This is a genomic window from Nitrosophilus kaiyonis (assembly GCF_027943725.1).
Classification (GTDB): Bacteria; Campylobacterota; Campylobacteria; order Campylobacterales; family Nitratiruptoraceae; genus Nitrosophilus_A; species Nitrosophilus_A kaiyonis.
This window is the reverse complement of the sequence record NZ_AP025696.1, coordinates 963320-976802: the sequence shown is the minus strand read 5'-3', so window position 1 is coordinate 976802 and position 13483 is coordinate 963320. Positions and strand designations below refer to the sequence as shown.

The 13483-nt window shown below is 25.3% G+C and carries 14 protein-coding genes; 1 reads left to right on the top strand and 13 read right to left on the bottom strand.

Annotation, left to right across the window (positions count from 1 at the left end):
- Positions 1-156: 156 nt before the first annotated feature.
- The 13 genes from QML81_RS05235 to QML81_RS05175 all read right to left on the bottom strand — a co-directional run bounded on the left by QML81_RS05235 (position 157) and on the right by QML81_RS05175 (position 11905).
- Positions 157-1521 carry a hypothetical protein gene (locus QML81_RS05235; protein ID WP_281950363.1) on the bottom strand — a complete coding sequence of 455 codons (1365 nt, stop codon included), beginning with the start codon at positions 1519-1521 and terminating at the stop codon, positions 157-159.
- Positions 1518-2951, bottom strand: coding sequence for an MOP flippase family protein (locus QML81_RS05230; RefSeq protein WP_281950362.1), 1434 nt, complete (start codon positions 2949-2951; stop codon positions 1518-1520). The genes QML81_RS05235 and QML81_RS05230 overlap by 4 nt, the downstream gene beginning before the upstream one ends.
- A 406-nt stretch (positions 2952-3357) precedes the next feature.
- Entirely contained in the window at positions 3358-4497 is a 1140-nt protein-coding gene (gene rffA / locus QML81_RS05225) for a dTDP-4-amino-4,6-dideoxygalactose transaminase (protein ID WP_281950361.1), read from the bottom strand.
- Positions 4498-4521: 24 nt separating this feature from the next.
- Complete coding sequence (locus QML81_RS05220; protein ID WP_281950360.1) at positions 4522-5412, bottom strand: methionyl-tRNA formyltransferase; 891 nt, start codon at positions 5410-5412, stop codon at positions 4522-4524.
- 12 nt (positions 5413-5424) lie between these two features.
- Complete coding sequence (locus QML81_RS05215; RefSeq protein WP_281950359.1) at positions 5425-5649, bottom strand: hypothetical protein; 225 nt, start codon at positions 5647-5649, stop codon at positions 5425-5427.
- 218 nt (positions 5650-5867) lie between these two features.
- On the bottom strand, positions 5868-6173 hold the full coding sequence (locus QML81_RS05210) for a hypothetical protein (RefSeq protein WP_281950358.1): 306 nt from the start codon (positions 6171-6173) through the stop codon (positions 5868-5870).
- A 100-nt stretch (positions 6174-6273) separates the two neighbouring features.
- Complete coding sequence (locus QML81_RS05205) at positions 6274-6432, bottom strand: hypothetical protein (RefSeq protein ID WP_281950357.1); 159 nt, start codon at positions 6430-6432, stop codon at positions 6274-6276.
- Positions 6422-7468 (bottom strand): dTDP-glucose 4,6-dehydratase, encoded by a 1047-nt coding sequence (rfbB, locus tag QML81_RS05200; protein ID WP_281950356.1) that lies wholly within the window; start codon positions 7466-7468, stop codon positions 6422-6424. Before rfbB ends, QML81_RS05205 begins: the two co-directional genes overlap by 11 nt.
- Positions 7465-8346, bottom strand: coding sequence for a glucose-1-phosphate thymidylyltransferase RfbA (gene rfbA / locus QML81_RS05195; RefSeq protein ID WP_281950355.1), 882 nt, complete (start codon positions 8344-8346; stop codon positions 7465-7467). The genes rfbB and rfbA overlap by 4 nt, the downstream gene beginning before the upstream one ends.
- 275 nt (positions 8347-8621) lie before the next feature.
- On the bottom strand, positions 8622-9239 hold the full coding sequence (locus QML81_RS05190; RefSeq protein WP_281950354.1) for an acyltransferase: 618 nt from the start codon (positions 9237-9239) through the stop codon (positions 8622-8624).
- On the bottom strand, positions 9232-9594 hold the full coding sequence (locus tag QML81_RS05185) for a four helix bundle protein (RefSeq protein ID WP_281950353.1): 363 nt from the start codon (positions 9592-9594) through the stop codon (positions 9232-9234). The genes QML81_RS05190 and QML81_RS05185 overlap by 8 nt, the downstream gene beginning before the upstream one ends.
- 32 nt (positions 9595-9626) lie before the next feature.
- Complete coding sequence (locus QML81_RS05180; protein WP_281950352.1) at positions 9627-10586, bottom strand: Gfo/Idh/MocA family protein; 960 nt, start codon at positions 10584-10586, stop codon at positions 9627-9629.
- Complete coding sequence (locus QML81_RS05175) at positions 10586-11905, bottom strand: nucleotide sugar dehydrogenase (RefSeq protein ID WP_281950351.1); 1320 nt, start codon at positions 11903-11905, stop codon at positions 10586-10588. Before QML81_RS05175 ends, QML81_RS05180 begins: the two co-directional genes overlap by 1 nt.
- A 220-nt stretch (positions 11906-12125) precedes the next feature.
- Here QML81_RS05175 and rho point away from each other — a divergent pair, with 220 nt between their 5' ends.
- Positions 12126-13475: a transcription termination factor Rho gene (gene rho, locus QML81_RS05170; protein WP_281950350.1), complete on the top strand. Its 1350-nt coding sequence runs from the start codon at positions 12126-12128 to the stop codon at positions 13473-13475.
- The last annotated feature ends 8 nt before the right edge of the window (positions 13476-13483 follow it).

Below are 13483 nucleotides of genomic sequence, written 5' to 3'. Positions count from 1 at the left end.
AGATTTAATACTCCTTCACTATTAACCTATTTCATAATTCAAATTTAATATTAAAAAAACTATGTTTTCAATCACAATAAATATAAAGTAAATTATTAATACTAACAATCTTAAAAATTTATTATTTATTAATTAAAAATTATTCTAATTTATTAATTAACTTAATAATTTTAAATAAAACTCTTTACTTTTTTTTTGTTGCTCTTTTTTGAATTTATCAAAATCCTTTATAAATTCTTCTATTTTTTTATCATCTTTAATAAATTTGTTTATTTGATTAAAATATTCTTCTTTTGTTTTTACAAAATATTTAGAAGGTATCCAATTCCCATCCGCATCGTTACCTTTAAAAATAGTAGTAGGTATACCAGCACAAGCAGCCATTAAATTTGTAACTCCACTGCCTGTAATTCTTGGTAGAATATACAAAGTTTTAAAATATTTATTTAATTCTCTGAATAAAACATATAAACTATCTACAAACTCTATACAAATTATTCTTTCTTCATTAAAAATAATTTTATTTTTTAATTTCTTCATAATTTTATTTTTATTATCACCTATTAAAACCAAATAAAATTCGCTGTATTTTGCCATAATATTATTTAATATTTCTATAAATTCATCATCTATACTATCTGTATATTGTTGCTTTGATGATAAAAAAATCCCTTTTACTTTTTTATTTAGCAATTTATTTATTTTTTCTTGCAATAAGGGAGAAAGTTTACTATTTTTTTCCCATTCAAAAGGTGAAAAAATTACATTTTTTGGAGGAATCGCATTATTATATTTGTTCAATAACTGATTGTTATATGTTAATACATAGTCATACTTTTGACATTCCACAGTTTCTTTTGCACCTGCTGTTAAATATACCTTCTTTGCATTTATTTTTTGCAAAAGTATTTCTGCTAAATCTGATTTACATATTCCTCCACTATAGATAAATATATCTCTATTTGAAAAATTTAAGCCATCAAAAAAATCTATAACATTCTTAATATAATCTTTTAATTTTATATTACCCTTTTGTTTATTTAAAATATGAATTCTTATTTTATCTTTTTGTATATTATACATATTAAATAAATCATTTTTTATTTTATTCTCAATTAATTTATGATCTACTTCTAATATATCATTCCATTTTATCCCTTTATTAGTTAAATATGATACATGAGAATGATGCATTAGGATGAATTCAACTTCTATATTATTTTTTAAATATACAGTAGCAATATCTGCATTAATTTTCAAAAAATTACTTATACTTTTTTCCCATAAAGGAAATATATTAGTTATAAAATAAATTTTAGGTTTTCGCTTTTGATTTTCATTACACTTAATAGTTGTTTTACTAATATAATTTTTATAATAAACTTGTAATATTTTTCTCATAAATGGAATTTTGTTTTTTTCAATATTTTTTAATGTTTTTAGTTTAATTTGACTTACAATATTATTAAATATTCCTGTTTCTATTATCATATTAATTGTTTGCTTAATGTTTTTTTTCATTTAAGTTCCATTAAATATAATAAATTCTTTCTATTAAAAATCAAAACTAAAACTATATATGATATTAAAAAAAATAATGCTTTTAATAAAAGTTCCAAATATATATTTACTAATTTAATATCTAAGTGTATAAATATAATAATTAAAAAAATTCCTATAGTAAAATTAATAAAAATATGTTTATAATATTCAAAAAAACTCACGTTTATAATTTTGATTATCACAAAATAAAAATAAATAAAAATATTTAAAAAAGTAATCAATGAATATGCTATAGGAATATATTCTATTTTATAAAAATTTACTACAGTAATAAATACTACAATAAAAACTATAAATAAGTTATATATATTCCAAAATAATCCAATATTCACTTTTCCAGTAGCTGTCATTAAACTACCAACTGTAGTTCCTATACCTACAAAAATTACATAAAAATAAAAGCCTTTGACAATATCAGCTGCTTTGATCCAATACTCACCTAAAATCACCATAAATATATCATTTGATAGTAAAAAAAATAAACTATATATTGGAACTAGAATAAAAGAAATTAAAGATATAATTTTAATATAAATGTGTTTTAATTTTTTTGGATTTTGTTGTAATTTTCCAAAAAGAGGATATATTACTTTTTGAATAACAGACATTATGATAGATAATATTTGAAAAACTAATTTTTTTGCAATATCATAAACTCCAAGCTCTTCTTGTGAAAAAAATTTACCTATAATTAATACATCGATTGAGCTTGTAATAGCACCTAATATTTTACTTCCTGAAAAATAAAGCCCAAATTTTATAGCTTCTTTTATTTCATTAAAATTAAAATAAAATTTAATTTTATGGTATTTACGTCCTTTGTTAACTATAATAAATGAATAAATTATATTCGAAAAAAGTAAAGCATATATTAAAGACAATACTCCCATATTATTTAAAGCTAAAAATAGTGCAATTATAAAATTTAAGCTTACTCTAATTATATTAGCTATTTCTAAAATTTTAAATTCCATATCCTTTTGAAATAATACTATATGTTGCATAGAAATTGCATTAATAACAAAACTAATTGATATTAGTCTTATATAAAAGCTTAAATCATTCATATGGTTATAAAACTTTGCAATTAAAGGGGCACTGAAAAATATAATAATATAAACAAAAACAGCTAAAAATATATTCATCCAATACATAGAATATAATTGAGTTATTGTAATATCATTTTGTTTATATATTATTATTCTACTAATTCCAAGATCTATAAATAAATTAGCAAACCCTATAATGACCATTAAAATTGCCATTGTTCCATATACTTGAGGACCTAAAATTCTAGCTAAAATAATAAGTTGTAAAAAGGAAATACCTGCACTAAATATACTTGACAATGATGTCCATTTTAAACCTATTATTGTTTTCCTCTTCAAAGACAAATTTATTTTTCCTTTACATAGGATATTTTAACTAAAATTGAGTTATCTGGAATATTTAGTAAATACTGTTTAAACTTTTATTTTTAAATTATTATTTATCTTAACCTTACTCATTATAGCTGCATATATCTTAATAAAAAAGTTATTTCAAATTTTTTCCTACATTTTTAATTTGTGATGATTCTAAAATCTTTTCCTAATTTATAATAAAAAAATTAAAAAAATTTCAATTAATTTTATCTATTAAGTATGTTTTTTGTTTTATTTATAAATATAATTATTTATTATAATATAATATTATAGTAATAATTTCTGTTTATAATCCAATAATTCCCCTTTAAAAACAAATTTTATAAGAATTTATTTCCTTAATTTTCTTTATATATATTCTTTTAATTCCTTAAAAATTTTTATCATAAAATTCCTTTACCGAATCGGCAATATAATATATATCTTTTAGACTTAACTTATAATATATAGGAAACCTAAGTAATCTTTCGCTTTCTTTTGTCGTGTATACATCTTTTCTATGAAATCTACCAAATTTTTTTCCAGCAGGTGAAGAATGTAATGGAATATAGTGAAATGCCGCTGAAATTCCTTTTTCTTTTAAATAATTTATTAATTTTGTTCTTGTTTCTAAATCTTTTACTTTTATATAAAACATATGAGCATTATGAATACACTCTTGTGGAATAACTGGCAATTCTAAAAGGCCATCATCTTTTAAAATTTTTAATACTTCATAATACTTTTCCCAACTTTCAAGCCTATTATTATTTATCTTATCAGCTTTTTCTAACTGTCCCCAAAGGTAAGCAGCACTAATATCATTCATAAGATAACTACTGCCAATATCAACCCATGTATATTTATCTACCATTCCTCTAAAAAATTGGCTTCTATTTGTACCTTTTTCTCTTATTATTTCCGCTCTTTCAACAAATCTTTCATCATTAATTATTAATAATCCACCTTCTCCTCCGCTTGTATAATTTTTTGTTTCATGAAAGCTATAAGCACCTAAATGACCTATAGTCCCAAGAGATTTGCCTTTATAGCTACTCATCATTCCTTGTGCTGCATCTTCTATTACAAAAAGATTATATTTTTTTGCAATTTCCATTATGATATCCATCTCACATCCAACTCCTGCATAATGCACAGGAACTATAGCTTTAGTTTTTTCTGTAATAGCCACTTCTATTTTTGTTTCATCTATATTCATCGTATCAGGTCTTATATCTACAAATACAATTTTTGCACCTCTTAATACAAAAGCACTGGCAGTAGATACAAAAGTATATGAAGGCATAATAACCTCATCTCCAGGTTTTATATCAATAAGTATTGCTGCCATCTCAAGTGCTGCTGTACATGATGGAGTAAGCAAAGCTTTTTTACAATTTAATTTCTCTTCAAACCATTTTTGACATTTTTTAGAAAAATTCCCATCACCAGTCAATTTACCACTATTTATAGATTCTAAAACATATTTATCTTCATTACCTATATAACATGGTTTATTAAATGGTATCATTTATACCCTTTTATTTTTTTATGTTTATTTAAATTTAGTTCTAAAAGATATTTTTATATTATTATTTTTTTTATCTCTTATATCAATTAATTTTAAAAGACCTCTCTTACATATTACTATAGGAAATTCTTTTTCAAAAAAAATAACTTTACCTATGTGTCTTTCCCTATTTTCAATTATAACATCTGATATTACTTCTGCATCAACAATTTTTACAATTTTACCATTTAAAGTCGTCTTTGCATTATCATAAGGATATCCAACGGCATCAATAAATCTTTTAATTCTATCAGCATCCCAATTCCAATCTATAAAATAATCTTCACTATCTAACCAAACACTATAAGTTGCTTTATTTTCATCTTGTTTTATTACTTTAAATTGTTTTTTTGTTATAATATTTTTAAAAATTTCACTTACCAAATTAAAATAAATTGGTTCAATTTTATTTATAGCTTCACTTATCTTTATAGGATAATCTATCTTTATTCTGCGTTGTAAAATAATATCACCTTTATCATATTCATTACTAGCAAATAAAGCAGTAACACCTATATATTTTTCTTTATTTATAAGAGAATTTACTAAGGGAGCAAATCCTCTATATTTTGGTAAAAGTGAGTCATGAAAAACAACTAATCTTGTTGTATTTTTAATAATCCATCTCCATCCTATTGCAAATTTAAAACCTTTAAATCTATTTTCAACATGTAAAATATCATCTGATTTATTAAAAAAATTAATCCCATTTTTCAAACACAATTCTTTTATTTCCAAAAAATAATCTTTTTTAATGTTTTTATCTTCACAACTTACTACATATTCTATATATTTACTACCAAATTTATTTATAAAATTTTTTAATACATAAAATCCTTTCGAATTCATAATATAAAATGAAATTTTATTTTCCATTTTTTTCCTTTTTTAATTAAATAAATTTCTCAATTGATTAAGATAATTTTCCTTGAAAAAATATGCTTTTATTTTTTCTATATTTTCCTTTTTTGTCTTCTCATCTAATAAAGATAATTCAATATTTTTTACATCAAATACTTTAATACCTAATTCTTTAAAAAATTGCCAGGGTGTAATATTACTTCTCATATAAACTTTTTTACCTAAACCGAGCAATGTAATAGTATTTTCCATTGCTTGTTGTCTATTATGATTAAATATTGCAATATCAATTTTACTTAAAAATTTAAATATTCATTAAAATGCATAAATTTAGTAAGTGGTATAAATTTTTCTCCAAAAAAATTTTTATCCTTCTTTATAATTTCTTTTGCATAATCTTTATTACTATATGACAAAGGTACATATATTCTAATATTCTCGTTTTTATATTCAATTAGTTTTTGAAAAATCTATAAATGATTATTAATAGGATCCGCTGAATTTCCAATTTGTACATTTATTATATTTCTTTTCTCTTTTCGTTTAACCTCATAATGAGTATATAAATTATTTGGATACATAAAACATTCATGATATTTACCATTTGCACCATACCATTTTTTCACTAAATCATAGTCTCCTTTAACATAAGTAACTAAATGCCCTATTTTTTTAATAACTTGTTTTTTTACCCAACTTTGCTTGTCTGGAAAATAAAAATCACCTCCATACATTATCCAATAACATTTTCTTAAAAGCCATGGTTGAAAAAACAATAACCTCACTAAATTTTTAGAACTAAGACTATGGATAATTATTTTATCTGAAGTATACATAATATTTTAATAAGTGAAAAAGACTTTTATATTTATTTATCTAAATAAGAGGATACTCATTAGTTAAACCATAATCATATCTTTCTTTATGTAAAAATACAAACAAATGTCTATCTATTTCACAATTTTCTTTAATAAATTTTATAAATGGTGGAATAAATTTATCTAATGCCATCAAATGTAAAATTTTATTTTTCAATATATTTCCTCAAATACCATTTAACAGTTTTCACAATTCCTGATTCAAAATTTTCCTCAGCCTTCCAACCTATTTCATTTTCAATTTTGCTGGCATCTATTGCATATCTTCTGTCATGTCCTGGTCTGTCTTTTACAAACGTAATTAATTCTTTATAACTTTTCATATTTTTTGTAATTTTATCATTTTCATTAGTCGGATATAATTCATCTAATACTTCACATATTTTATTTGCTATATAAATATTGGTTCTCTCATTTCTTCCGCCAATATTATATGTCTCTCCTGCTTTTCCTTTATGAAATGCAATATCTATACCTTTGCAATGATCTAATACATATAACCAATCTCTTATATTTTTTCCATCTCCATATATTGGAATAGGATTCCCTTGTAGTGCATTTCTGATAATTATAGGTATTAATTTTTCATCGTGCTGTTTTGGACCATAATTATTTGAACAGTTTGTAATTACTGTATTCATTCCATATGTATGATGATAGCTTCTAACTATCATATCAGAACTTGCTTTACTTGCACTATATGGGGAATTTGGAGCATATGGAGTTTTTTCTGTAAAAAGTATATTTGGATCCTCTGGAAGTGTTCCATATACTTCATCAGTACTAATATGATGAAACCTACAGTTTTCATACTTTTTTTTATATTGAAATGGTCCTTCCATCCAATATTTGTATGCTACATCTATTAATATATAAGTACCATTTACATTTGTCTCTACAAATACTCCAGGATTTTTAATAGAATTATCCACATGCGATTCCGCCGCAAAATTAATAACACCTTTTATATCATATTCATAAAAAATATATTCTATCAATTCTCTGTTGCAAATATCACCTTTTATAAATTTATATCTTGGATTATTTTCTACTTCTTTTAAATTTTCTAAATTTCCAGCATAAGTTAGTTTATCAACGTTAACAATAATATATTCTGGATATTTGTTTAAAAAATATGGAATAAAATTACTTCCTATAAATCCAGCTCCCCCGGTTACTAAAATAGATTTCACTCTCTTTCTCCAACAATTTCCATTAAATATTTTCCATATTCAGTTTTTTCAAATTCTTTAGCTAATTTTTTAAGCTGCTTTTTATCTATCCATCCATTATTATAAGCTATTTCTTCAATAGATGCTATTTTAAGCCCAGTTCTTTTTTCAATTGTTCTTATAAAATTTGCCGCATCAAGCAAACTGTCATGTGTTCCCGTATCAAACCAAGCGTAACCTCTTCCAAAAAGTTCTACTTTCAATCTATTTTCATTCAAATACATTTCATTAATTGAAGTTATTTCCAATTCCCCTCTATTACTTGGTTTTACACTTTTAGCTTTTTCTATTACATCATTTGGATAAAAATATAGACCTACAACTGCATAATTACTTTTTGGTTTTTTTGGTTTTTCTTCTATACTTATAACTTTACCCATTTCATTAAACTCTACAACTCCATATCTTTCAGGATCATTTACATAATATCCAAATATAGTGGCTTTATATTCATTTTTGACGTTATTAATTGCATTCTTTAGTATATTTATTAATCCATGTCCATAAAATACATTATCCCCTAATACCAAACAAACATTTTTATCTTTTATAAAATTTTCACCTATTATAAAAGCTTCTGCCAAGCCTTTAGGCTCTTTTTGAATTGCATATTTTATTTTTAAGCCTAATTCATTACCGTCTTTAAAAATTCTTTTATAATTTTCTATATATTCAATATTTGAAATAATTAATATTTCTTTTATACCACTTAACATTAATACTGATAATGGATAATATATCATTGGTTTATCATAAAGAGGAAGTAATTGTTTCGATATTCCTTTGGTTATAGGATATAACCTAGTACCACCTCCACCAGCTAAAATAATCCCTTTCATGAAAATAGTCCTTTTTTATTTAAATCTTTGAATTAATTTTATCTCCTAAAATTAAAGTTTGTATATAAATTAGAAAATATTCACTTAATTTTTCAATAACCAATATCCTATCTTATTACCTATTTTGAATATATCTTAAAATATATTGATACATAATAAATTAAACATAAAAAAATGAATTTTTGTTAGAATTATAATATTTTTTAATCTTTACTAAATTTTATGATAATATTTATACTCATCATCTAATTTAATTTTACAAAATCCATTTTTATTTATAAAATTTTTATTTCATCATCTATTAAAATATATTTAGTGTCATCATAACTATCAACTGCAATTCCATTTTTATCAAATATCATTTTATTTCCGGCTTTATCAACCCAACCAATCTGTCTTGCCGGCACTCCTACCATTAGCGCGTAAGGCTTGACATCTTTATTCACTACCGCCCCGGCTCCAATCAGTGCATACTCTCCAATAGTGATTCCACATACAATTGTTGCATTTGCTCCAATTGAACAGCCTTTTTTTAATAAAGTCTTTTTAAATTCACTCTTTCTATTTATAAATGCCCTTGGATTTATTACATTTGTAAAAACCATTGATGGTCCTAAAAATATATCATCTTCTATTTCAACTCCATCATATATAGATATATTATTTTGCACCTTTACATTATTTCCTATTTTTACATTTGGCCCTACTACACAATTTTGTCCAAAAGAGCAATTTTTACCAATTATAGTATTAGATAAAATATGGCAAAAATGCCATATTTTTGTATTTTCGCCTATTTGAACATTATCATCAACATATGAGCTTTCGTGAACGAAATAGTTTTTGGTTTTTGGTTTTTGGTTTTTGGTTTTTGGTTTCTGATTATTAGTCATTTTTCAAATCTTTTTTTAAGGAAGTTATTAAAGCATTTATCATCTTTTTAATTTTTTCTGTTTTATTAAACAATTCATTTAAACTATTTAAATATCCTACATTCTCATTAATTTTTAATTGTGTTTCTAATTCACATATACTTCCTAATGAAATATATAAAAATTGGATAAACTCTTTTTTTGAATTTCGTGAACTTCCCTTTGCTATATTACTTGGAATAGAAACTGCGCTTCTTCTAATTTGATCTGATAAAGCAAACATTTCTTCTTTTGGAAATTTCTTAACTAATTTATAAATTTCTGTTACTAATTCCATACTTTTTTGCCATACATTTAATTTTTCATATCCTGTCATTTATTCCCTTCTCATTTGCTAAAAACTAGAAACTAAAAACTATCAACTAACTTACAAAACGGATGATACTCGCCTTTTAACCCAACTGGTGCTAAATTTCTAATAGTGGAAACTATTTCTATAGATTTTTTAGCTTCAGCTAAACCAAATCCATTTCCTTTTAGTATTTCTTCATAACTTCTTGTATGTAAATCAGTAAATCCTCCGCTAAATTCTATCTCTTCTCCATCAACTGTAATACTTCTATAAGTTCTTTGGCCTTTTGCTTTAATCTCATCTGGAATATAATCATAAATAACACTTAAAAACCATCTAACATTAGCATGTTTTAATTTTAAAAATCCAGCATTTGCATATTCAGTTTTAATATGAACTATATTTTCTTCAACATCTCCAAAAATATGCGTTAACATATCATAAAAATGAATCCCTATATTTGTAGCAATTCCTCCAGATTTTTTCTCATCACCTTTCCAACTTATAAAATACCATTTACCTCTACTTGTAAGATACGTTAGGTCTATATCATAAACTTTATCAGGATTTTCTTTTATCTCTTTTTCAACTTTTTCTTTTAAAGCTATAATAGATGGATGAAGTCTAAGTTGTAAAATTGTATTTACTTTTTTACCTGTTTCTTTCTCTATCTCTTTTAATGCATCTACATTCCAAGGATTTAAAACTAATGGTTTTTCACAGATTACATCACATCCACTTCTAAGTCCCCATCTCATATGAGAATCGTGTAAATAATTAGGAGTTGTAATTGAAACATAATCTATTTTTTCTCCATTTCTTCTTAATTTATCTACATGTCTATCAAATCTCTCAAACTCTGTAAAAAAATCTGCTTCCGGAAAATAACTATCAATTATTCCTACACTATCACATTTATCAATTGCTACAACTAGCTCATTATCTGTCTCTTTTATAGCTTTCATATGTCTTGGAGCAATATAACCTGCTGCTCCAATTAATGCAAATTTTTTCATTAAAGTCTCCCATCCACTAAACTTTTATCAAAAAAACCTTTGATATCATATATTATTGGTTGTTGGTTTTTAGTTTTTAGTTTTTGGTTTTGAAGTTGTTGTTCTATCTCTTTAAACTCATTATGAGATACTGCTAATATTATAGAGTCATAATTAGTCAAGGTTGAAGGTTGAAGGTTGAAGGTTGAAGGTAATAGTTCAAGGTTATATTCCCTTTTTACTTCATCTTTATCAGCCCATGGATCATAAACATCTACATTACATCCAAACTCTTGAAGTTCTCTTATAACATCAATCACTCTTGAGTTTCTAATATCTGGGCAGTTTTCTTTAAAAGTTATACCTAAAATCAAAACTCTACTTCCTTTTATTGTATGTCCTTTTTGTATCATTAATTTTACAACTTTATTTGCCACAAATATTCCCATATTATCGTTTGTTCTTCTACCAGCTAAAATTATCTCTGGATGATATCCTATCTCTTTTGCTTTATATGCTAAATAGTATGGATCAACTCCTATACAATGACCTCCTACGAGTCCTGGCTTGAATCTTAAAAAGTTCCATTTTGTCCCTGCTGCTTCTAAGACATCTAAAGTATCAATATTTAATTTATCAAAAATAAGAGCCAATTCATTTACAAATGCTATATTTATATCTCTTTGGGAATTTTCTATAACTTTTGCTGCTTCTGCTATTTTGATACTTGGAGCCAAATGAGTTCCTGCTTCTATAATACTTGCATAAAGTTCATCTACTTTTTTTGCAATTTCTGGAGTACTTCCACTGGTTACTTTTTTTATTTTAGTAACAGTATGTTCTTTATCTCCTGGATTTATTCTCTCTGGAGAATATCCACAAAAGAAATCTTTATTAAACTTAAGACCACTCTCACGTTCAAGCTCTGGTACACATACTTCTTCTGTACATCCTGGATAAACTGTTGATTCATATATAACAATATCTCCTTTTTTAATAACTCTTCCAACAGTTCTACTTGCCATGATAAGTGGAGTTAAATCTGGATTTTTATGCTTATCTATCGGAGTTGGTACTGTAACTATATAAAAATTGCTATCTCTTATATCTTCAATAGAAGTTGTAAGTTTTAAATTATTATTTTTAATAACTTCTTTAAGTTCTTTCTCGCTAACTTCTAAAGTAGAATCAAAGCCTTTATTTAACTCTTCAACTCTTTTAGCATTTATATCAAAACCCACAACTTTATATTTTTTTGCAAAAGCTACTGCAAGTGGCAGTCCAACATAACCTAAGCCTATAATACATATCTTTTTGGTGAAGTCATTTGAATTACTCATAATATAATTACCTTTATTTTAAAGACAAAAATTTTATTCGATATTTTATCAAAAATAATATTCAATCAAATAAATAAAATAGTTTAATTTAAATAATATTTCTTGACAACTATAAAAGGTTAGTATAAAATAACAGCAAATATTTACTTTCGCTCTTTATTTATCTTTATACCAACTATCGTAAAAACTTCCTATCATAAAAAATCACAAGAGGAATTCAATGAACGAAAATACAAATCAAAATACAGCCGTTACAAATCAAAACGGACAATCTAATGCAAAACAAAAAACAAGAACACATATACCTGTTGAAGGGTATACTATAGAAGAACTTCGAACAAAAACATTAGATGAGCTTATAGCTATAGCAAATCAGCTTGGTATAGAAAACCCTCAAGAGTTTAAAAGACAAGATTTAATGTTTGAGATATTAAAATCTCAAGTAAGTAAAGGCGGATATATACTTTTTACTGGGATTTTAGAGATAACTCCTGAAGGGTATGGCTTTTTAAGAGGAATAAACGAAAACTTTTCAAATACAGCAAATGATGCTTATGTTAGCGCAACACAAATTAGAAGATTTGCTTTAAGAACAGGCGATGTTGTAACTGGGCAAGTTAGACCTCCAAAAGATCAAGAGAGATATTATGCACTTTTAAAAATAGAGGCTATAAACTATCTTCCACCTGAAGAGAGCAAGAGAAGACCACTTTTTGACAACTTAACACCTCTTTATCCAACTGAGAAGATAAAACTTGAATATGATCCTATGAAATTAACTGGGCGTGTGCTCGATCTTTTTACTCCAATTGGAAAAGGTCAAAGAGCTCTGATAGTAGCTCCTCCAAGAAGTGGTAAGACTGAGCTTATGAAAGAGTTGGCTCACGGAATTGCAAAAAACCATCCAGAAGTAGAGCTGATAGTTTTACTTGTTGATGAGAGGCCTGAAGAAGTTACAGATATGGAAAGAAGTGTAAAAGGAGAAGTATATAGCTCTACTTTTGATATGCCAGCAAAAAACCATGTAAGAGTGGCTGAACTTGTTATAGAAAAGGCAAAAAGACGAGTTGAAATGGGAAAAGATGTTGTAATTTTACTTGATTCTATAACAAGACTTGCAAGAGCATACAATACTGTTACTCCTTCAAGTGGTAAAGTATTAAGTGGTGGTGTTGATGCAAATGCACTTCATAAACCAAAAAGATTTTTTGGTGCAGCAAGAAATATAGAAGAGGGTGGAAGTTTAACCATCATATCAACTGCACTTATTGATACTGGTTCAAGAATGGATGAAGTTATTTTTGAAGAGTTTAAAGGAACTGGTAACTGCGAAATAGTTCTAGATAGAAAAATAGCTGATCGTAGAATATATCCAGCAATTGATATATTAAAATCTGGAACAAGAAAAGAAGAGTTACTTCTTGATCCAAATACTCTTCCTAAAGTTTGGGCTCTTAGAAATGCAATGCAACAGATGGATGAAGTTGAAGCATTAAAATTTTTATACTCAAAAATGCTAAAAACAAAAAATAACGAAGAGTTTTTAAGTATAATGAATGAAGGAGCATAAAAGTTCCG